The 22192-nt window shown below is 35.8% G+C and carries 22 protein-coding genes; 2 read left to right on the top strand and 20 right to left on the bottom strand.

The window, feature by feature from the left end:
* Window positions 1–3: 3 nt before the first annotated feature.
* Together ETI37_RS03805 and ETI37_RS03810 are read right to left on the bottom strand one after the other, a co-directional pair.
* Window positions 4–333 (bottom strand): hypothetical protein, encoded by a 330-nt coding sequence (locus ETI37_RS03805; RefSeq protein WP_006586376.1) that lies wholly within the window; start codon window positions 331–333, stop codon window positions 4–6.
* A 21-nt stretch (window positions 334–354) separates the two neighbouring features.
* Window positions 355–780: a DUF948 domain-containing protein gene (locus tag ETI37_RS03810; RefSeq protein ID WP_006587712.1), complete on the bottom strand. Its 426-nt coding sequence runs from the start codon at window positions 778–780 to the stop codon at window positions 355–357.
* 115 nt (window positions 781–895) lie between these two features.
* On the opposite strand from ETI37_RS03810, the gene ETI37_RS03815 reads away from it, so the two are divergent.
* Entirely contained in the window at window positions 896–1717 is an 822-nt protein-coding gene (locus ETI37_RS03815) for a mechanosensitive ion channel family protein (protein ID WP_006586374.1), read from the top strand.
* A 28-nt stretch (window positions 1718–1745) separates the two neighbouring features.
* Here the strand turns inward: ETI37_RS03815 and ETI37_RS03820 are convergent, their stop codons facing one another.
* Genes ETI37_RS03820 through murI form a run of 3 tightly spaced genes read right to left on the bottom strand, consistent with a single transcriptional unit; the run spans window position 1746 to window position 3350 of the window.
* Window positions 1746–1925 (bottom strand): 2-hydroxymuconate tautomerase, encoded by a 180-nt coding sequence (locus ETI37_RS03820; RefSeq protein ID WP_006585703.1) that lies wholly within the window; start codon window positions 1923–1925, stop codon window positions 1746–1748.
* A gap of 10 nt (window positions 1926–1935) precedes the next feature.
* Entirely contained in the window at window positions 1936–2553 is a 618-nt protein-coding gene (locus ETI37_RS03825) for an XTP/dITP diphosphatase (RefSeq protein ID WP_006586373.1), read from the bottom strand.
* Window positions 2553–3350, bottom strand: coding sequence for a glutamate racemase (murI, locus tag ETI37_RS03830; protein ID WP_006586372.1), 798 nt, complete (start codon window positions 3348–3350; stop codon window positions 2553–2555). The genes ETI37_RS03825 and murI overlap by 1 nt, the downstream gene beginning before the upstream one ends.
* An 88-nt stretch (window positions 3351–3438) precedes the next feature.
* Here murI and ETI37_RS03835 point away from each other — a divergent pair, with 88 nt between their 5' ends.
* On the top strand, window positions 3439–3834 hold the full coding sequence (locus ETI37_RS03835; RefSeq protein ID WP_006586371.1) for a YslB family protein: 396 nt from the start codon (window positions 3439–3441) through the stop codon (window positions 3832–3834).
* A gap of 47 nt (window positions 3835–3881) precedes the next feature.
* Here ETI37_RS03835 and trxA read toward each other — a convergent pair whose 3' ends face one another.
* From trxA to mutS, 15 genes are all read right to left on the bottom strand, one after another.
* Window positions 3882–4193: a thioredoxin gene (gene trxA, locus ETI37_RS03840; RefSeq protein WP_006585701.1), complete on the bottom strand. Its 312-nt coding sequence runs from the start codon at window positions 4191–4193 to the stop codon at window positions 3882–3884.
* 91 nt (window positions 4194–4284) lie between these two features.
* Window positions 4285–6645, bottom strand: coding sequence for an endonuclease MutS2 (locus ETI37_RS03845; RefSeq protein WP_006586370.1), 2361 nt, complete (start codon window positions 6643–6645; stop codon window positions 4285–4287).
* Window positions 6646–6693: 48 nt separating this feature from the next.
* Window positions 6694–7008: a DUF1292 domain-containing protein gene (locus tag ETI37_RS03850; protein WP_006586369.1), complete on the bottom strand. Its 315-nt coding sequence runs from the start codon at window positions 7006–7008 to the stop codon at window positions 6694–6696.
* Window positions 6992–7438, bottom strand: coding sequence for a Holliday junction resolvase RuvX (gene ruvX / locus ETI37_RS03855; protein ID WP_006586368.1), 447 nt, complete (start codon window positions 7436–7438; stop codon window positions 6992–6994). The genes ETI37_RS03850 and ruvX overlap by 17 nt, the downstream gene beginning before the upstream one ends.
* Entirely contained in the window at window positions 7438–7695 is a 258-nt protein-coding gene (locus tag ETI37_RS03860) for an IreB family regulatory phosphoprotein (protein WP_006586367.1), read from the bottom strand. The genes ruvX and ETI37_RS03860 overlap by 1 nt, the downstream gene beginning before the upstream one ends.
* A 55-nt stretch (window positions 7696–7750) precedes the next feature.
* Window positions 7751–10387: an alanine--tRNA ligase gene (gene alaS, locus ETI37_RS03865; RefSeq protein ID WP_006586366.1), complete on the bottom strand. Its 2637-nt coding sequence runs from the start codon at window positions 10385–10387 to the stop codon at window positions 7751–7753.
* A 226-nt stretch (window positions 10388–10613) separates the two neighbouring features.
* Window positions 10614–11972 (bottom strand): DEAD/DEAH box helicase, encoded by a 1359-nt coding sequence (locus tag ETI37_RS03870; protein WP_006587715.1) that lies wholly within the window; start codon window positions 11970–11972, stop codon window positions 10614–10616.
* Entirely contained in the window at window positions 11965–12924 is a 960-nt protein-coding gene (locus tag ETI37_RS03875; RefSeq protein WP_006586364.1) for a DHH family phosphoesterase, read from the bottom strand. The genes ETI37_RS03870 and ETI37_RS03875 overlap by 8 nt, the downstream gene beginning before the upstream one ends.
* A gap of 63 nt (window positions 12925–12987) precedes the next feature.
* Window positions 12988–14103, bottom strand: coding sequence for a DNA polymerase IV (dinB, locus tag ETI37_RS03880; RefSeq protein WP_006586363.1), 1116 nt, complete (start codon window positions 14101–14103; stop codon window positions 12988–12990).
* A complete protein-coding gene (zwf, locus tag ETI37_RS03885; protein ID WP_006586362.1) occupies window positions 14103–15551 on the bottom strand; it encodes a glucose-6-phosphate dehydrogenase in 1449 nt (482 codons plus the stop codon). Before zwf ends, dinB begins: the two co-directional genes overlap by 1 nt.
* A 93-nt stretch (window positions 15552–15644) precedes the next feature.
* On the bottom strand, window positions 15645–16019 hold the full coding sequence (gene yajC / locus ETI37_RS03890; protein ID WP_006586361.1) for a preprotein translocase subunit YajC: 375 nt from the start codon (window positions 16017–16019) through the stop codon (window positions 15645–15647).
* Between the two features lie 68 nt (window positions 16020–16087).
* Window positions 16088–17101 carry a Holliday junction branch migration DNA helicase RuvB gene (gene ruvB / locus ETI37_RS03895; RefSeq protein ID WP_006587717.1) on the bottom strand — a complete coding sequence of 338 codons (1014 nt, stop codon included), beginning with the start codon at window positions 17099–17101 and terminating at the stop codon, window positions 16088–16090.
* Between the two features lie 28 nt (window positions 17102–17129).
* Window positions 17130–17711 (bottom strand): Holliday junction branch migration protein RuvA, encoded by a 582-nt coding sequence (gene ruvA, locus ETI37_RS03900; protein ID WP_006586359.1) that lies wholly within the window; start codon window positions 17709–17711, stop codon window positions 17130–17132.
* Between the two features lie 2 nt (window positions 17712–17713).
* Window positions 17714–19582: a DNA mismatch repair endonuclease MutL gene (mutL, locus tag ETI37_RS03905; protein WP_006586358.1), complete on the bottom strand. Its 1869-nt coding sequence runs from the start codon at window positions 19580–19582 to the stop codon at window positions 17714–17716.
* On the bottom strand, window positions 19582–22164 hold the full coding sequence (gene mutS, locus ETI37_RS03910) for a DNA mismatch repair protein MutS (protein WP_006586357.1): 2583 nt from the start codon (window positions 22162–22164) through the stop codon (window positions 19582–19584). Before mutS ends, mutL begins: the two co-directional genes overlap by 1 nt.
* Between the last annotated feature and the right edge of the window lie 28 nt (window positions 22165–22192).

The following is a 22192-nucleotide window of genomic DNA, read 5'->3' on the forward strand; positions in this document are numbered from 1 at the left end:
TTATTACTTTTCAGCGTTTTCTAAATCACTTAAAGTTTCATTATCGTCATTTTCATTGCTGCCAAGATTATGCTTGGTTGAATCAATTACGATATCATCAAAATCTTTAAGTTCAGAATCATCTTCAACATTTTTAGGAAAAGCAGCGAGTTGATTTTTCACAATTTCAGTTGAATTATCATACTTCTTTTTTAAATCATTTAAAGTATCATTATCATTAATCTTTTGCTTTAAGTCTTCAAGTGTTTCATCTGGAAGAAGATATGCAGCTGCTGCTAATCCTGCTGCTGCACCAACAACTGTCCCAAACACAAATGCTCCTAATTTCTTCATCGAGAAAATCCCCAATCTTTTCTAATCTAAACCGCGACGTCTTCTACGTCTAGCCAAAATACTAGTCAAAATAGTAGTCATTAAGCCTGTTTTCTTGATATTTACCTCAGAAAAACGTGTCGCTAACTTACGAGATGATGAATTAAGGTCAGATACACTTTCACCCAAATCTGCTGCTGCTTGTACAACAGGTTCAACAGTTTTCATCTTGGAGTTTACGTCTTCTAATAAATCATTGGTTTTATCAAGCAAGTCATTGGTCTGCTTCATAATATCGTCAATATCATTACTCATCTTCCCCAACGCATCATTGGTGATGTCCATTGTTTGTTCAACTTTCTTCAAAGTCTTAGTAGTTCTTAAAAGAACAGGAATAGTAAATAATACAAACAATAAAAAAGCAACCGCTGCAATTAAGCCAGCTAATGCACCATAAGAAATTAACATTATTTTTCCTCCAATTAATTCATCTAAAAAAAGTCTAGCATGATTTAGTCTATCTGACAATTTTACATCATTATCTGGTATGCTAATAACATAATAGCACGAAATGAGGACATACATGTACACGCTAACTTCAAAAATATTTTCAAATTGGTCAATTGATTGGTCTAGCTACTTAAATAATTTTATAAATGTAATTTGGCAATTAGCTATTACTACTGCCATCTTTCTTTTAATTAACAACTTCGGTAAACGTGTAATTACTAAATATTTTTTGAAAGGTAAAGTCAAGTTAAATAAGCGCAGCCAAACAATTGCTAATTTATCAACCAACATTTTTCAATATACTACTTTATTTTTCTATTTATTTGGCGTTTTAAGCATTCTAGGAGTCCCTGTCGGTACTTTAATTGCCAGTGCTGGTATTTTCTCCCTTGCCTTAGGTATGGGGGCTCAGGGCTTTGTTAGTGACCTTGTAAATGGCTTCTTTATTTTAAGTGAAGATCAATATAATGTGGGCGATTTAGTAAAAATCGGAACCGAAAAAGGTACGGTTGTCCGTTTAGGAATTAGAACAACATGTATTAAGCAAGTAGATGGCTCACTTACCTATATTCCCAATCGTAATATTTTATTAGTTACTAATTTGTCTCACGGAGGAACCGGCGGAGATATTGAATTAAACTTATTAGCAAAAAATGATTTAAACAAAGTAAATGAGCTAATTAATCAAGTTAATAAACAACTGAAGCGCAATGAAAAATTTTTATCTACACCACCAAAAAATTATGGTGTAACTAAACAAGAAGGCCCAAATGTTACAATCCAAGTTCACTTACAAGTAATCGGGGGGGATTCAACAGAAATAAAAAACAATTATTTAAGTAGTTATATTCAAGCTTTTCAAGATGCTGGTATAGAATTTGCTCACTTAACATAAAAGGTCCTGGAAAAATCCAGGACCTTTTTTATGCACGCCATTGTCCACCTTGACCATAAGTATGTGGACCTAATTCATTGATAATTACATGGATGTGTTCTTTAGGAGCGCCTGTATTTTTGTGAACAGCATCAGTAACATCTTTCATTAAATTTTCTAATTGTTCAGGACTTCTGCCCTTAATTAATTCAATATGTACAAATGGCATAATCTACCTCTTAAAATTGTTCAAGCCAAGCTGGCAACTTCTCTACTAATTGTTTAAGTGCTTTACCACGATGAGATACTTCGTTCTTTTCATCCGTAGTCATTTCAGCAAAAGTTTTGCCTTTTTCTGGAACATAGAATAATGGATCATAGCCAAAACCATCATGCCCACGAGGAATTGCTAAAACCACACCTTCACATTCACCAGTTACAACTAAATCCTTATCAAAATGTCCAGGCATTGATAAAACAAAAGTTGAGCAAAACTTTGCAGATCTTTCTTCTTCAGGAATACCACCTAAAGATGCAAGCAACTTAGCATTATTTCTTGCATCATTATGTGCTTCTCCACCATATCTTGCTGAATGAACACCAGGAGCACCATTTAATTTATCAACAACTAAACCTGAATCATCACTTAAAGTAGGCAATTTAGAAAATTCTGCTAAAGTGTGAGCCTTTAAAGTGGCATTTTCTTCAAATGTGCTGCCATTTTCACTAACATGTGGAGCTGCTTCTAAGTCCGCATTAGTTTTAATTTCAATATCTAATCCTGCCTTTTGAAAAGCAGCTTTTAATTCTTTAACCTTGTTTTGGTTATTAGTTGCAAATAATAAAACTTTATTCATTACCTTTCTCCCGTTTCTACATGATTAGCTACTAACTGCGGATCATCTAACCATTTACGAGCAATTTCCGTAAACTTTTTACAGTCACCGGTCGTATAGTATTCATGCTTTCCTTTTTCTCCAGCTAGCATTCCATCCCGCTTTAAAATATTTTCAGTGTATTGAGCAACCTGATCAGCAGGATCTACTAGCTTAATTGTACTACCAACAATTTCAGAAATTTCTTTCTCAATAATTGGATAATGAGTACAACCTAAAACCATTGTATCAAAATCTTTTCCTTTTAGGGAGTCCAAACTATCCCTTACCACATCAACATTGTAAGCGAAATCACGTTGTGCCTCAACAAGTGGTGCTAATTTAGGTGTTGCAAGTTCTGTAACTTTAATATCAGGGTTGCGGAACTTAATTTCTTTGCTATAAGCATGCGATTCAATCGTAACATGTGTACCAATTACTGCCACTTTATTGTTTTTAGTAATCTTAGCAGCAGCCAAACTACCTGATTGAATAACTCCAATAATTTTGGGGGCAATTTCTTTTTGAATCACTTCCATTGCAGCAGCAGTTGCTGTATTACATGCAAAAATAATTACTTTTACATTTTTGGATAGTAAAAAATCAACACTTTTTCTTGTTAATTCTATTACTTCCTCAGTTGTTTTATCACCATATGGCATATGTGCTTGATCACCAATAAAAACCGTTGCTTCATTTGGTAGTTTCTTCATAACCTTTTTGAGGACGGTTAAGCCACCTAATCCGGAATCTAATAATCCAATTGGTCGATTATCCATTAATTTTTCTCCTCAGACTTGTAAAAAATATTTTTCGCTTCCACTAGTTTAATGTAAAATAGAAAAGAATACAAAGGGATGGAAAGCTATGCAAGAAAATAACGAACACTCATATTTTATTAATCAACTCTATCGTGATTTTTTATTACCAACTATTTTAGGGGAAGATACCAAAGAAATTCTTTATTGGGCTGGTAAAAAAATCGCTAATAAATATGCATTAAGCGATACTGACTCTCTAATCGATTTCTTCCAAATGGCACAATTTGGTGATTTAAAATTAATCAGTGAAAAAAGAGTCGGGGCCACTTTTGAATTAAGTGGTCAAATTGTGGAAGATCGTTTAAATAGTGATACTAAAGATTTCGAACTTGAAGCTGGCATTATTAGTGCTTGCTTAGCTAGTGAAAATCAACGTGATTGTGAAAGTAACGTTGTCATTAACGACAAAGAAAAAAAAGTTCAAATCATTGCTCAATATTAATTACATAAAAAAGCTACTTCGTTTTGAAGTAGCTTTTTATGTAATTATTAGTCAGTATATTGATCTAAAATTTCATCTAATTTTTCTTTAGGTGTATAACCAGTAATCCGATCTACAACTTCACCATCTTTTTTAATAATTAACGTAGGAATTGCCATAATTCCCAAATTCTTAGCTGTTGATTGATTTTCATCAACGTCCATTTTGGTAAATTTTACATCTTGGCGTTCTTCTGCCAATTGGTCAATAATTGGTGATTGCATTCGACAAGGTCCACACCAGGTTGCCCAAAAGTCAGTTAAAACTACGCCTTCCTTAGTTTCCTCAGCAAAGTTTTGATCAGTTAAAGCTTCAACCATTTTAACTACCTCTAATCTAAAAATAATTTTGTTTTTGAATTTGTACTTTAAGTTTATGGTTTATACTTACTTTTTGCAAGTAACTTGCTCATTATTTTAACTCAACTATAGTTGCACCATTTCCACCTTCATTAGCTGGTGCATAATTGAAACTTTTGACATGGCGGCTAGACTTCAAATATTGCCAAACTCCTTGTCTAATTGCTCCCGTACCAATTCCGTGAACAATTACGACACTACCTAAGCCTGCTAATAAAGACGTATCCATATACCGATCTAAATTAACCATTGCTTCTTCATAGCGCTGTCCTCGTAAATCTAGCTGACTGCTTGCGTTTGCTCGATTAAGCTTTCGAGTTGTCCGGACAATTGTTTGCTTTTTCTTAGGAGCTTTACTGGCTTCTTTTTCAATATCACGATCTGTCACTTTAAGCTTAACAATCCCCATTTGAACTTCATAGTCATGTTCAGATAGTTTTTTAGTAATCGTCCCTACTTGACCATATGATAAGACCTTAACCTGATCACCAACCGCAACATTATGACGCTTTTTTTCTCTTTTTAAAACTTTATTATTGGCTAAATTATCAGCTTCTTTGGCTAACTTATTGAAATTACCCTTAGCATCGATCAACTTGTTTTCTTTAATTGCTGCACCACTTGCTTTTTGCTTTTCTAATTCCGCAATAATCGCCTCGGCCTTTTTGCGTTTTTTAGCGACCACTTCATTAGCACGTTCATTTGCAAATTCTAATTGTTTTTGTAAGCGTTGGTTATAAATGTCTAAGCCATCTTGTAACTTCTTGAGAAGCTCCTCAGATTTCTCCAAATTTTTAGCTAAAAACTTACGCTTAGCTGTCACTTCTTTTGTTTGTTCATTTAAACGAGCAATCATTTTATTTAGTTCAGAATCAGAATCTTTAGTCAAGCTTTCAGCTTTTTTGACGACTTTCTCATTCATTCCTAAACGTCTGGTAATGGCAAATGCATTTGAATAACCTGGAATACCAACTTGTAAAAGATAAGTTGGTGTCAAATTCTTCACATCAAATTCCATTGAAGCATTAGTAGTTCGATCACGGTTATAACCATAAAGTTTAAGTTCAGGATAGTGAGTTGTTACCATGATTTTAGCACCATGTTCTCGCAACTCATCCAAAATCGCAATTGCCAAACTAGCTCCTTCTTCTGGATCCGTACCTGCCCCAATTTCATCAATTAAGACCAAAGTGTTTTTATTTACATGCTTCATGATATAAATAATGTCATTCATGTGTGATGAAAAAGTACTCAAAGATTGCTCAATAGATTGTTCATCACCAATATCAGCATAAATCTCACCAAACACGCCCACTTGACTATTTTCATTTGTGGGAATAAACAAACCAGATTGGGCCATCAATTGAATTAAGCCCAGAGTTTTTAATGTTATTGTTTTACCACCAGTATTAGGACCAGTGATTAACATCGTGTCAAAATCAATCCCTAAACTAATATCATTTGGCACTACTTTTTCTGGATCAATCAAAGGATGTCGCGCTTGTCTTAAAAGTACTTCATGATTATCTGAAATCATTGGCTCAGAAGCTTTCATTTTTTTAGCTAATTTAGCTTTAGCTTGTAAGAAATCAAGTTCTGTCAGTGCAATGCCAATATTTCGCAATTGTTCTCTATCTTCGCCAGCTAAAGCTGATAAATGTTTTAAAATTTTGCGAATTTCTTTCCGCTCTTGAGCTAACAAACTTTGTTGTCGGTTATTTAAATTCAAAACTGCTTCTGGTTCTACGAATAAAGTTTGCCCACTGGCACTTTGATCATGGACAACCCCACCGAGTTTTCCTTTAAATTCTTGCTTAACCGGCAATACATACCGATCATCACGAATGGTAACCAAGCCCTCTGATAAGTATTTACTCGCTGATTTAGTTAAAGAAGCCATTTTATTTTTGATTTCTTCTTCGTTAGCAGCAATATCATGTCTTAACTTGGCTAATTCGTTAGATGCTGAATCTAGCACACTACCATCAAAATCAATTGAATGTTTTAGTTCAGATAACAATTCAGTAGGGACATCCAAATCTTCTAAAATCTTATCAATTGCCCTTAAATCAAGTTCAGCATCTACATTTTTTTCAATAAAGTCATTAATTTCTTTGGCTAATGTCAAAATAAGTAAAATATTTGCTAATTCTTCTGCATTCAAACTAGCCTTTACCTTTAAGCGCTTTAAGCTACCGTCTAAGGGCTTAAAATTAACAATAGGTAATTGTCCCCTAATCCGTAGTAAATTTGCTACAGCACGTGTTTGAGCAAGCATTATCCTAACTTGAACAGAATTGTCACTCGGTTGTAAATCACGCGCTTGTTTTTTAGCTGTATCTGTAATTGCTTCTTGAGCTAGTTTTTCAGTAATTCGTGGATATTCTAATATTTTTAAAATCTTATGATTCATATTTCCTTTAACCTATAAAAAAGGACCGGCCTAAACCAGTCCCTTTAATTATTCACCGCTTAAACGATCATCATCTAAGAATGTGTTCAAGACTCCTTGAACCATGGCCCATTCTTCATCTGATTCAATTTCATGCAAATCGCTACTTGTTACATCACCATCTGCATTTGCATCATAACTAAAAGCTTGAACTTCAATATCTTCATCTTCAGCAATTGCAGCTGGGTATAATAACACATAACTTTTATCATAATCATCTGAATGAAAGGTGAATAAAACTTCAAATAATTCTTCATTACCTTGATCATCAATTAAGGTAATTTGGCGATCTTTATCATCACCTGGATTAATTGTTGCTGCCATCAGTGTTCCTTCTCTTTAAATCTAAATAATTCTGTAAAATTAAAACCGCAGCCATTTGATCAATGACTTCTTTTCTTTTTTTACGGTCATGGATTTCAGCTTCTTCAATCAAAACACGATCTGCTTCAATTGTCGTCAAACGCTCATCAGAATAAGCAACTGGCAAAGAAAATTTTTCTTCTAATCTCTTACCGTAATTCTTACTTCGATTCACACTTGCACCATCAGAACCATCCATATTTTTAGGTAGACCTAGTACAAAACCAGTTACATCATATTCTCGCACTATTTTCTTTATTGCTTTCATACCAAAATTGTGCCGAGTTTCATCAATTGAGATTGTTTCTAGTTTTTGTGCAGTAAGCCCTAGTTCATCACTAATTGCTACACCAACGGTCTTTGAACCAACATCAAGGCCTAATAAGCGCATTACTTGTCCTTACCTAAGTAACTCTTGACTAATTCCTCGATAATTTCATCACGTTCATGTTTCAAAATCAAGTTACGTGCATCATTATGCCGAGGAATATATGCTGGGTCGCCAGAAAGTAAATATCCTACGATCTGGTTAGTTGGATTATAACCTTTTTCTTCAAGAGCATTATAAACATCTTGTAAAGTATCATAAACATTTTTGCCTTTATTTTGATTGAAATCAAAATGCATAGTTTTATCTAGCGAACTCATTTTTCATTCCTCCTATGGCAATTCTACTTGAAAAACGCGGTTAAAACAATTAATTTTACTTGTTAATCTCGTTAATTACAGCTGTAATAGCTTCTTTAAGTCCAGCAGGATTCTTACCACCAGCCTGTGCCATGTTGGGACGGCCACCACCGCCACCACCAAAGACAGGTGCTGCAACTTTAATTAAGTTACCAGCTTTAAGTCCTTTATCTAAGGCTGCGTCAGCTAAACTAATAACCATATTAGCTTTGCCATCATTGGCACAAGCAAGTACCAAAACATCACTCTTGTTAGAAGCTTTCCAGTTATCAGCAAGTTCACGTAAATCATTCATTCCATTTACATCAGCCATAGCTGCAATAACTTTCAAGCCATTGACTTCTTGAACATTTTCAAAAATATCGCTTGCTTTAGCTGCATTAATTTCAGATTCAAGTTCTGCGGCTTTCTTTTGACTAGCATGTAATTCTTCTTCTAGTGAAGTAATCTTAGTCTTAATATCTTCAACCTTAGTAGCCTTAACTTCTTGCTTAATTTCTTCAAGTAAAGCATCACGGTTAGTTAAGTATTCATAAGCTTTTTCACTTGTTACAGCTTCAATTCTGCGCATACCTGCACCAATAGCTTGTTCAGAAATAATCTTGAAAATGCCAATTTGAGCTGTGTTAGAACAGTGTGTCCCCCCACAGAATTCAATTGAAAAGTCATTGATTTGAACAACTCGAACCTTGTCGCCATATTTACCATTGAATAAGGCTAAAGCCCCCATCTTCTTACCAGTTTCAGGATCAGTAATAGTTGTCTTAACATCAATATTTTCCCAAATTTTTTGATTAACTAAGCGCTCAACCGTTTCAATTTCGCGTGGAGTCATTGGGTCAATTGCTGTAAAGTCGAAACGCAAGAAGTCAGGATCAACTAAAGAACCAGCTTGGTGAGTATGTTCTCCTAATACTTCACGAAGTGCAGCATGAATTAAGTGAGTTGCAGTATGTGAGTGACGCAAACCTTCACGGCGGTGAGCGTCAATCTTTAAGACATACTCTTTACCTTTTTCCATTGGTAAAACAAGATCAACAAAGTGTAAGTTTTGATCATTTGGTGCATGTTGAACATCAGTAACTTTAGCAACCAAATCACCATTTTGGTCGTAAATATCACCATGGTCCGCCACTTGTCCACCACGTTCTGCATAAAATGGAGTCTTATCAAAGATTAAAGTAGCAGTTTCACCATCAGCTTTATCAACAAGCTTATCATCAACAACGATATCAATTAATTTAGCATGTTTTTCTTCATAAACGCCATATTCAAATTCTGACTTATCTTTGATATTCATCAAAGTTTCGTCCTGACGTCCCATTGATTGAAGGTCACCACGAGCTTTTCTAGCACGTTCTTTTTGAGCGTCCATTTCTTTATCAAAGCCGGCCTTATCAACCTTTAAGCCTTTATCTTGAGCTGCTTCAAAAGTTAATTCATATGGGAAGCCATAAGTGTCAAATAATTTGAAGGCATCTTTACCAGAAATGGTCTTATCATCACTTGCACTAGCCTTTTCGATTAAGTCGTCAAGCAAAGAAAGGCCTGATTCAAGAGTTGCACCAAAACGATCTTCTTCATTCTTAATTACTTTTTGAATGAATGAAGCTTGCTTTAAGACTTCTGGATAGTGGCTTTCCATAATCTTACCCACAACTGGAACTAACTTGTAAAGGAAAGCCCCATTAATGCCCAAACGCTTACCATTCAAGTCAGCACGTCTAATCAAACGACGTAATACATAGCCACGGCCTGAATTTGATGGGAGAGCTCCATCACCGATTGCAAAGGAAACTGCCCGAACGTGGTCCGCAATAATCTTAAAGGCAATATCATCTTCTTTATTTGCACCATATTTCTTACCAGCACTCATCTTTTCAGTTTCATGAATCATTGGTAAGAATAAGTCAGTTTCAAAGTTAGTTGGAGCATCTTGTAAGATTGAAAGTACCCGTTCAAGTCCCATCCCTGTATCGATGTTCTTATGTGGTTGATCAACATATTCACCATTTGGTAAGTGATTGTATTGTGAGAACACAATGTTCCAAATTTCAAGGTAACGGGCATTTTCACCACCTGGGAAGTTTTCAGGGTCATCTTCAGCCACGTCATTGTTTTCTTGACCACGGTCATAAAAGATTTCAGTATCAGGACCACATGGGCCTTCACCAATATCCCAGAAGTTATCTTCTAATTTAATGATATGGTCCTTTGGCATCCCTGCTTTTTCCCAAACCTTTTGTGAGTCAACATCTTTAGGGTAGACAGTACAGAAAAGTTTGTCTTTATCTAAACCAAGCCACTTAGGACTAGTCAAAAATTCCCAAGCCCAAGGAATAGCTTCATCTCTAAAGTAATCACCAACACTGAAGTTACCAAGCATTTCAAAGAAAGTTTGGTGACGAGCTGTTTTACCAACATTTTCAATATCGTTAGTTCTGATTGACTTTTGTGAACTAGTAATTCGACGATTCTTAGGGACCACAGAACCATCGAAATACTTCTTCATAGTTGCAACCCCTGAGTTAATCCAAAGCAAAGTTGGATCATCTTGAGGGATTAGTGATTGTGATGGCAAAACCATGTGACCATGTTCTTTAAAGAAATCTAGGTACATTTGCCGAAACTCTGAACTTGTAAGCTTCTTCATCGTTATCTCCTTGTATAAAAAAACACTATTGCACATATTCAAGGACGCCAACGCGCGGTACCACCTTGATTGCAACAGTGTTTGTTACCACTTTAATATCGAAATTTAAGAACTTAAAGGAGCATTTTTTACTTCTTATTAGGATTTCCCACCAAAACTTCCCTCTCTGTAAATAAGATTGGTAAAAAACATATCTTAAGCTGAAAATAATTTTACTACTTAGTCATTATTTGTCAACGCGTTTGCGTTTGCGACGACGTTTTTGAACTCTTGCTTCATGCCTTTTTTCAAGCTTCCGCTTTTGTTTAGCATCTTCAGCAATAGCCTTTTTAATTTTCTTTTTATAGCCAGGCTTTTTCTTAACTTTTGCTTTCTTAACATAGCCAATCAAACGATTGTCTAATTTATGATTAGTTGCACTTCTTTGATTACGGCGATGATAGTGCGTTCTTTCTACTAATTCACCATTTTTCAATTCAACAAAATCGAATTGAACACCAACATGTTCTAATTGCCCTACCAAGTTCATTTCTTCTTCACGGATTAAGGTAATCGCATGCCCCTTTAATCCATTACGGCCTGTTCGACCAATTCTATGAATTACAAACTCTAAATCTTTAGGCAATTCGTAGTTAATTACCAGACTAACACCATCAATATCAATTCCTCTAGCTGCTAAATCAGTAGCAACAACATATTGAAAATCACCTTGGCGAACTAAACGTAAAGTTCTCTTTCTTTCTCTTTCAGTAATACCACCATGAATTTTAGCAACTCTCAATCCTTGATCCTGTAAATATTTAGCAACTTCATCTACTTTTTGCTTAGTATTTGCAAAAACTAAGGCTAAATATGGTTGCCCCATTGTTAGCAACTTAAATAAAATATTCTTTCGATCTTTTGAACCAATATCAAGTAAATCATTTTTTATTGTTGGAGCAATAACAGCTGGATTTTCAATAATGATTCGTTCAGGCTTTTGCATATACTTCCGCAAAAAGTTATCTAACTTAACAGGAATTGTCGCAGAAAAGGCCGCAATTTGAACTGTCTTAGGCATTCGTGCTGCAACTTGGTCAATATCACCTAAAAATCCTAAATCAAGTGACATATCTGCTTCATCAATAATAAAACACTTAGTGTTTTCTAAATTGATAATTCTTTTCTTGGCGAAATCAAGTAATCTACCAGGAGTTGCAACTATAACTTGTGGTGCCTTACTTTCCGCTTTAGAAATTTGCCGATCACGATCACTACCACCTGCCAAAAGAGAAATTGAAATATCTAAACTACTTGCATCTCTCAATTGACGAGCAACTGTATAAAGTTGCTGCGCTAATTCACGGCTTGGTGCGGTAACAACTACTTGAGTAGTTTGACTACTTGTAATTACTTCGTTAAGGGCTGGAATTAAGTAAGCATGAGTTTTTCCAGAACCAGTTGCCGCTTGAACTAGCATATTCTTACCTGTCAAAAAGACTGGAATAACTTCCGATTGCACCTTAGTTGGTTTTTGGAAGTTAATTTTTGCAAGACCTGCTTGAAGATTTTCGTTAATTCGTGAATCTAAAAAAATATTATTCATGTTCTTCCTTATATTTATTTGTAACATCAATTAATTCTGCAAAAATTTGTTTAATTTCTGCTTCATCTTTAGCCTTAGCACCACTTGCTAGGGCATGACCTCCACCATTATGTTTAGCAGCTAACCCATTAATTACTGGGCCCTTTGAACGATAATGTACTCGGTATGTACCATCTTCTAATTCAACAATCACACTCCAAGTCAAAATATCTTTAATTCTACCAGGAGTTGAAACAGTAACAGAAGCTTCTTCAGTTGTAACTCCCATCTTCTTCAAATCAGCTTGAGTCAACACTGCATAAGCTGCACCTGATTTATCAACCGTCATGTAATCTAATACACTACTTTGAAGCTTAGCTTGCTTGAAAGTTACGTCACTAATGTTTCTAGCAATTTGTGTCAAATCAATACCAGTTTTTGCAAGCATTGCTGCAATTTCAAATGTATGAGCAGTTGTTTCTGGATACATGAAACGTCCAGTATCTCCTACAATTCCCGCATAAATTGGCAAAGCAACTTCAGCTGTAATTGGCATTTTTTGACTAATTAAGAAATCGGCAATAATTTCACTAGCTGCAGGAGCTTGATCATTTACATAATATAAATCACCATAAGGATCTACATTAGGGTGATGGTCCATCTTAATTAAGAAATCTCCCATGTCATACCGTTGATCTGAAACACGTGGTCGATCAGCAGTATCAGTTGTAATAACTAAGGCACCCTTATAGTCTTCATCCTTAATGTCGTCACCTTTATTAATCCAAGTTAAGTCGCCCCAATCAACACCAGCATATAAAACTCTCTTTTCTGGAAAGGCTAATTTAATTGAGCGGCCAAGACCTGCTTGAGAACCAATTGCATCAGGATCAGGACTAATATGACGATGCAAGATAATAGTGTCGTATTCTTTAATTTTGGCATAGATTTCATCAAAAGTAGTATTAGACATAATAATGTGCTCCTTTATGTTTAAATAAACTCAATATAAATTCTATCAGATAAAGAATATATTTTACCAATCAGTTGAAAATAAACCAAGATTTATTTCCGTATAGCGGTTATTTTCAAGCTGGCTAACACTAATTCCAAGCAGACGAATGCCAGCGGTCCGATAATCAATTTGATTAAGTAACTCATAACTAGCTTGATAAATTATCTGCTCATCATTGGTAAATTGAGATAAAGTTTTACGCTTAGTTTTAGTAACAAAATCAGGCGTTCGCACCTTAATTGTTACTACCTTACCTTGCAACTTTTTTTCTTTTAATTGCTTACTAATACTCTCAGCAAAATTCCTTAAATTCCGCAAAATTTCATTTTGATCAAATAATACTGGCAAAAAAGTATTTTCTTTTCCAATTGATTTTCGTTTACGTTGCGCCTTAACAGGCGAGAAATCAATTCCATGTGCATGAAGCGCTAGTTGATAACCGAATTTTCCAAATAATGTAGTTAACTCTTTTACTGTTAGTTTCTGTAAATCCTTACCAGTTTTTAATCCCAATGCTTGAAAAGTACCTTGGGTCTTTTTTCCAACGCCAGGAAATTTTTTTATTGGCTGGTCTGCAAGAAAAGTCAGGGCTTCTTGAGGCAGAATCACACTTCTTCCAAAAGGCTTAGCATATTCAGACCCCATTTTGGCTAAGAACTTATTGTAACTCACACCAAAGCTAGCTCCTAGCTGTAACTCCTTGTAAATTCTCTCTTGCATATAACTGCCCAGTTCAATAGCACTATAATTTCCTAGTTTATTACTGGTTACATCCATATATGCTTCATCTAAAGCGACACTTTCCACTTGATCAGTTACAGCATGCATAATTTCATGAACTTGAGCTGAAACTTGGCGATACTTATCAAAATTAGGTGTAACAAAAACCAGCTTATCCTTGGGAATTCTTTTAACAGCTTCAATTGCTGGCATTGCTGAATTTATCCCATATTGCCGAGCTAAATAATTAGCAGTAGCAACTACACCATGTCCATTATATTCACGAGGATCATGAGCAATTACTAAAGCCTTATTTTTTAAAGCTGGATTATCTCTCATTTCAACTGATGCATAAAATGCATCCATATCTAAATGAATAATTTTACGATGAAAATCATTTTTGGGAAGTAAATCCATTATTCATAAATCCAACGTTCAGTTGGACTTTCAAAAATTTCACCAGCTTGTTTTGGTCCTAACTTTCCTTGTGGATATTGAATTAATTTTTCAACAGATTCATTTTCACTTTGCCAAGCAGCTTCAACTGCATCAATAAATTCCCAAAACTTAGCAATTTCACTCCAATGTGTGAAATTAGTTTGATCTCCAACAAAAACATCATGTAATAAGCGTTCATAACCATCAGGAACTAATGAGTTTTCATAATCTGAAAATTCATAAGCTAAGTTTTCACGACGAATACCTGGCTCAGAAATTCTCTTACCATTGATTGTGAAATAAATCTCACTCTTAGGGTCAATAATAATTGTAATATTATTGGAATGAGCTTGTCCGTATAAGTTATTCATATGCTTTAAGACGATATCAATTCGGTTCTTCTTTTCCCGCATTTTTTTACCTGTTCTAAAGTAAATTGGGACATTAGCTAAAGGGCCTTTGGTAAATTTAACTTTCCCTGCCGCAAAAGTTTCAGTCTTGGAATCAGGATCAACATTAGGTTCTTGTAAGTAGCCGAAAGTGTCGTCTGTTCCTGCATATTGTGCTCTAACAAAAGTTTTTTTGACTTCATCAACTGAAGGAATAACCATACTATCAAGTAATTCTTGCTTCTTAGCATGAATTGCTTCTGAGCTAAGTGCAGTCGGTTCCCCCATTGCCAGTAAAGTAATTATTTGGAAGATATGATTTTGAACCATATCACGCAAAGCACCTGAAGTTTCATAATATCCACCACGAGCTTCAACACCTAAGTTTTCAGCTAGTGTAACTTGGACATTCTTAATAAATTCACCTGACCAAATATATTTAATTAATGGATTAGACAAGCGCATTGGTAAAATATTTTGAATCATCTCTTTACCAAGGTAATGATCAATTCTATATACTGAATCTTCACTAAATGAAGCCTTAATTTCTTCATTTAGTTCGCTAGCTGAAGCAAGATCTCTGCCGAAAGGTTTTTCAACAACAATTCGATTAAATCCACTACCCATCAGCTTTTGATCGTTAATATGAGTCGCAATCGTTCCAAAAAAGCGTGGAGCCATTGCCATGTAAAAAATTCGATTTCCTTGAGCGCTGTATCGACTGTCTAAGTCATTAGCCAAGTCTTTAATCGCTTGGTAGTGTTCAGTATTAGTTACATCATGTGATTGATAGTAAAAGTGGCTTGCAAATTGCTTTAAGTGATTTTCATCCACATTTTTGTCATTTTCATGGACAGCATCAATAACCTGCTCACGTAAATATTCATGGCTCCAAGGTCGACGTGCAGTACCAATTACTGCAAAATTATCTTTAATCAACCCCTGCTCAAATAAATTAAATAAAGCTGGGTACAATTTCCGATGGGCTAAATCACCACTGCCACCCAAAATAGTCATAATTACCGGTATATTTTTCATAGTCATCCCTTCTAAATCAGTTACTCACATTCATAAATCATTTTACAACATTCTAGTTTTAGACATAGAAAAAACGCCTCACGGCGCCTAATCTTACTTGTCTTCGTTAGCTTTTTCTTCTTCTGAAGCAGCTTTTTCTTCAGTTTCTGCTGGCTTAACTTCTTGTTCAGGAGCAGCTTCAACTACTTGGCGAACTGCCATTTTACTAAAAGTTAAGAAAATTCCATCAGCATCAACAACAACTGTCTTGTTCTTGTCATTAACTGAATCAATCTTAGCATGTAAGCCACTTACTAAAATTACTTTATCGCCCTTTTTAAGCTTAGAAAGCATATCCATTGCTTGTTGTTGACGCTTCTTTTGTGGCTTAATCATGAAAAAGTATGTAAAACCAACTAAAACAACCATCATAAGGATTGTTGAATAACTACCAAAACCGGCTGCTGCAGCCATAAATGAAATATTCATTTCTTCACCTCATAAAAATATCTACTTTATATTATACAAAACTATACAAACTTTACTAGAAATTAAGTTTAACTTTCTTCAGGAAGTGGTATCCCCAGTTGCAAATAAGCTTTCTGAGTGGCTACGCGACCACGCGGTGTCATCGTAATAAACTTATGCTGAAGCAAATATGGCTCATAGACGGCTTCAATTGTATCTGTATCTTCTCCAATATTTGCTGCCAAAGTTCTAATTCCAACTGGTCCACCATGATAAGCTTCAATAATTGTTCTTAAAATCTTGCGGTCAGTTAAATCTAGCCCTTCATTATCCACTTGCAATTGATCTAAGGCATACTTGGTTGTAGCTAAAGAAATTTTGTTTTCTTCTTTAACTTGAGCATAATCTCGTACTCGCTTCAAAAGCCTGTTAGCCACTCTTGGCGTTCCCCGACTTCTTCTAGCCAATTCATGAGCGGCTTCTTTACCAATTTTAGTGGCAAAAACTTCACTAGAGCGTTGAATAATTTTTTCTAAATCACCAATTGTGTAGTATTGCATATGCTCAACAATTCCAAAACGATCTCTTAATGGTGCTGATAAGTCCCCTGCTCTAGTTGTTGCCCCAATTAATGTAAAAGGAGGAAGTGGTACGTGTACCGCATGACTAGTCGAACCTTCTCCCACTACAATATCAACATAATAATCTTCCATTGCTGAATAAAGAATTTCTTCAATTGGCTTAGCCAAGCGGTGAATTTCATCAATAAACAAAACATCCCCCGGATCAAGATCCGATAGTAAGGCCACTAAATCGCCAGCCCTTTCAATCGCTGGACCGGAAGTGTTTTTTAAATTAACTCCCAATTCATTCGCAATTACAAAAGCCATAGTAGTCTTCCCTAAACCAGGTGGTCCATAAAGCAAGACATGGTCTAAAGCTTCATCCCTTTTTTTAGCAGCTTGGATGTAAATTTCCATTTCTGACTTAACTCTTTTTTGCCCAATATATTGACTAAAAGATTGGGGACGCAAACTTAATTCATCTTGCAAATCTCCTTGTTCTTCTTCACCAGCTACCACTCTGCTATCTTCGTCCATCATTTCACTTCCTTAAATTGGTTTATTTTATTTATTTCTTCTTGAGCAACAGCTTGAGACCTTCTTTAATATACTCATCTGCTGTATCAAAGCTTGATTTTTCAAGTTTTGGCTTAACTTTTTCGACTTCTTTTTTAGTATATCCTAAAGCTGACAAAGCTAATAAAGCATCACTAAGAGCTTGAGAAGTATCAGCTGTAAACAAATCTTGTTCAACATAACTACCTAATTTACCCTTTAAATCAAGCACAATTTGGGAAGCGGTCTTTTTCCCAACACCTGGAAACTTGGTTAAGTAGTTAACTTCTCCATTTTCAATTGCTTTAGCAAGCGAATCGCTACTTTCAGCTGCCATAATAGCCATGGCACTTTTGGGTCCGATTCCACTTACACTAAGTAGCTTCAAAAATAATTGTTTTTCATCGCTACTTTCAAAACCATATAAACTAATATCATTATCACGCACAACTTGCTCAACATAAACCCGAATCCGTTGGCCTTCACTATAGCTATATGGCTTTGCACTAAAAATCTTAAAGCCTTGTCCACCCACATCTAATGCAATGAAACTTGGCGTAATGATTGTAACAGTTCCTTCTAAATATTCATACATTCTTATTCACCTTTTTTAAACATATGGTCAAGTTCCGTATCAGTAATTTTGACAATAATTAATTGTCCAAATGGATCATGATATGGATCAGCTAAACTTGCTAGTTGTTCAAGCAGGTTTTGAGCGCCTTCTTTTGTAAGCTTTTCTTTACGTACTTGTCTTCTTACTTCTGCTTTAGCAAGGCTAGACTTAATGCTAGTTAGATTATCTTTTTTGCTGGTCAAAAATAAATCTAACAGTTCTCGAATATTTCGCTCAGATTCATCTTTTAACCAGAGTGGATAACTAGGCAAAAGAAGTGAATTCTGACCAAAATCTTCTAAAATTAATCCCAGCTCTTTTAGTTCTGATAAGTGATTTTTAATTTCTAAGTAGTCTTCACTGCCAAAATCTAAAACAAGAGGAGTTAGTAAGGTTTGTTGATAATCTTTCTCCTGCATCTGCTTTAAAGTATCGCGATATTTTAAAGCACGCTGAGCACTCACTTGATCAATTAAGTATAAATCATCCTCATTGCTTGCTAAAATATAGGCTCCTACCTGACCACAATAAGTTAAATATGGCAAAGAATAGGCTATTTTTTCATCGCCCTTGGTTAGTAAACTATCTTCTGAGCTATCAGTATCTTTTGAGGTAAATGGCGTTAAGCTTACTTGAATTGCAACATTTTTATCCCAACTAGCAGTTAAAACATAACGATCATCTTCTCGAACTTGATTTAAATCAACATAATTAGCCTCTTGATCAGCAATTTGCTTTTCTTCTTTAGCAGGCTTTTCTTCATAAGTACGAGTTGTATCAACCACATTTTTGTTAAGATTAAAAGCTAATTGGTCTTGTCTGTCTACTTCTTTATTTAAATTCGCTAAAGCACTTACTTGACTAGTATTTTCTAATAAAGCAGTAGAAATTCCCTCAGTAATTAGCCGACTAAGTTCTTTTTCTTTTGATAGTCTAACTTGTTCTTTAGTAGGGTGTACATTTACATCGACTAAAAATGGGTCAAGTTCTATCAAGATGACAGCTATTGGATAGCGTCCTTGAGCAATTTTACTACCATAGCCGGCTAAGATTGCCTTGGTTAATTGATAGTTTTTAATGTAACGCCCATTAAGCAAGATCGATACAAAATTGCGATTTGATCTCGTAGTCTCAGGCGTAGATAATAATCCACTTACCTTAAAATCTGGATCTTCTTTACTAAATTCAATCATATCTTTAGCAATAAATCGCCCATAAATATTGGCTAAATCTTGGCGTAAGTTATTATTGCCTGGCGTTTTTAAAAGCAGTTTACCTTCATTTTTTAAAGTAAAGGCAACCTCACTATGTCCAAGTGCTAGTCGATTCACAATGTCCACAATTTTCATTGTTTCGGTCCGTGGACTCTTTAAATATTTCAACCGAGCTGGCGTATTGTAGAACAAATCACTAACTTTGATTTCAGTTCCCTTTGTACTAGCATGAGTTTCTTCGCTTAGCTTTTCCCCACCAGCAAATTCAGCCTTCACACCTTTAATACCATCAGTACTTGTTATTACTTCAGTATGTGACACAGCAACAATTGAAGCTAACGCTTCTCCACGAAAGCCCAGAGTTGCAATCTTAAAAAGATCACGTTCTTTGCTTATTTTGCTGGTAGCATGACGGCGAAAGGCTAAGTCTAAGTCTTCACTTGCAATACCACTACCATTATCGCGAACGATTACTTCTTTTAGACCAGCATCAATAAATTCAATCTCAATTTGACTAGCTTTAGCATCAATTGCATTCTCAACTAGTTCTTTAACTACACTAGCTGGTCGTTCAATAACTTCACCAGCCGCAATCTGATTGGTTAAAGTTTCCGATAATTCATGAATTTTTGCCATTAGTCTTCATCCTTTAAATCTTGTTGCCAAGATGCTACTAATTGCATAACTTCTAGTGGCGTCTTATCAGCCAAGTACAAGTTATTAATATCTTCAATTACTTGCTTTTCAGTATCGGAAATGGCTTCATCGCTAGTAGTTTCTTCACTGTCATTTTTCTCGTTAAAAAGATCTAATTGCAAACTAGCTGGTTCAAGTCCATTAGCGCCTTGCGCTTCAAGCCGTTTTAGCATCTTGCTTGCCTCGCGTAAGACTTTATTAGGTAAGCCAGCAAGTTGAGCAACGTGAATGCCGTATGATTGATCGGCTGGTCCTGGCAAAATCTTATGTAAGAAAATTAGCTTGCCATTTTCTTGAGTTGCACCAACATGAATATTTTTAAGATGATCTAGTGTTTTTTCCATATCAGTTAATTCATGATAGTGCGTTGCAAATAAGGTCTTAGCACCAACCTTATCATGTAAGTACTTCACGATAGCCCCTGCAAGCGCCATCCCGTCATAAGTCGCAGTACCACGTCCAATCTCATCAAAGAGGACAAGTGAGCGCTTAGTAGCATTTTGCAAGGCTTCATTAGCTTCGCTCATTTCAACCATAAAAGTGGATTGTCCACTAATTAAATCATCGGCTGCCCCAATTCTAGTAAAGATCTGGTCAAAAATAGGTAAAGCTGCTTCAGTAGCTGGCACAAATGAACCTACTTGAGCCATTACGGCTATTAAAGCCATCTGTCTCATGTAAGTACTCTTACCTGACATGTTAGGCCCTGTAATTAAGAAAACACTAGTATCATCAGCCATTTGAATGTCGTTGGGGATATAACTGCCATCAGCAAGCACCTTCTCAACTACGGGGTGACGGCCTGCGACTACTTTAATTTCTTGACTATCTTGGTGGAAACTTGGACGACAATAATTATTTTCTTCTGCAACTGTCGCAAAACTAGTCAAAGCATCTAAGCTGGCAATTGTGTTACCAAGTTCTTGTAATTTAGGGATGAAGGTCTTGATATATTCACGCAAGTCAGAAAAGATTTGGTATTCAAGGTCCGTTGACTTATTTTCAGCCTCTAAAATTAGATTTTCATGTTCTTTAAGTTCTGGCGTAATGTAGCGTTCTGAACCAGTTAAAGTCTGCTTACGAATGTAACGGCCTTCTGGCACCTTGGCAACATTTCCCTTTGAAACTTGGATAAAGTAGCCAAAGACCTTGTTGTAGCCAATCTTTAAATTCTCAATCCCAGTTGCTTTACGTTCTTGAGCCTGCAACTGAGCAAGCCAAGTCTTCCCATTGTTCATTGCATCGCGATAACGGTCAAGCTGTTCATTGATACCTTCACGAATCAATCCACCATCAGTAGTTAGAATTGGAGGATTTTCTACAATTGTATCTTTAATCTTCTTAGCTAACTCTGATAAATCAATAATCTGCTCTGCAAAATTAGCTAAATCTTCATCGCCACTTTCAAATAAGGCACTTTGAATCTGAGGAATCGCATCTAAAGAACGTGACAGTTGCAAAAGTTCGCGCGCATTAGCACTGCCAAAGGCAATTCGACCAGTTAAACGCTCTAAATCGTAAACACCCTTTAGTGCATCCTTTACACCTTCTCGAGTAAAGTAGTTGTCTAACATTGCTTGAACAATCTTTTGGCGCTTTTCAATTTCACTAATTGAAAGAAGTGGCCGCGCTAACCACTGCTTGAGAAGTCGTCCTCCCATCGCAGTATTAGTTTTGTCAAGTAACCAAAATAGCGACCCCATCTTCTTGCCAGTCTTGGCACTAGCCACTAATTCGAGGTTATTTTGAACAACGTGGGACATTTGTAAGTATTGAGAAACCTCATAACTCTTGGCAATTTGTAAGTGAGCTAGACTTCTCTTTTGAGTAACTAATAAATAAATTACTAGTTGCTTAGTTGCATCTTTTTCAGCTTGATTGCTTAACTTTTGAATTGCATATGAAACTTCGGCATGCTTTTCTTGGTCTTGAATAGGTGTTGAAACTGTAATGTTACTCTTTTTTAAGACATCCTTTTGACTATCAGAAAGACTGCCTTCAAAAACTACTTCTTTAGTTCGCAGAGAAAGCAATTCATTTAGCACATCGGCAAAACTCTTCAAATGAGTGGTAAAGATTTCCCCAGTGGATAAGTCAGAATATGCTAAGCCAAAGCCACTCTTGGTGGAAAAAACAGAAGTTAAATAGTTACTTTCCTTAGCTCCATTAGGTCCCTCATTCATCATAGTTCCGGGTGTAACTAACTGAATGATTCCACGCTTAACCATCCCTTTGGCTTGCTTAGGGTCTTCAAGTTGTTCACAAAGAGCAACCTTGTAACCTTTTTCCACTAAAGTATTCACATAAGAATCCACAGCTTGGTGGGGAACCCCAGCCATTGGAATTGGATTTTCGCTTTTATTTGAGCGGTGAGTTAAGGTTAATTCTAAGATTTGCGCACCCTTAACTGCATCATCTTCAAAAAGTTCATAAAAGTCCCCGACACGATAGAACAAAAAGGCATCAGGATACTGACTCTTGATGTCGTAATATTGCTTCATCATAGGTGTTGTTTCTGCCATTTAATTGCGTCCCCTCAAAAAGAAATTA

Origin of the sequence: Lactobacillus mulieris (assembly GCF_007095465.1) — a bacterium.
Taxonomy (GTDB): Bacteria; Bacillota; Bacilli; order Lactobacillales; family Lactobacillaceae; genus Lactobacillus; species Lactobacillus mulieris.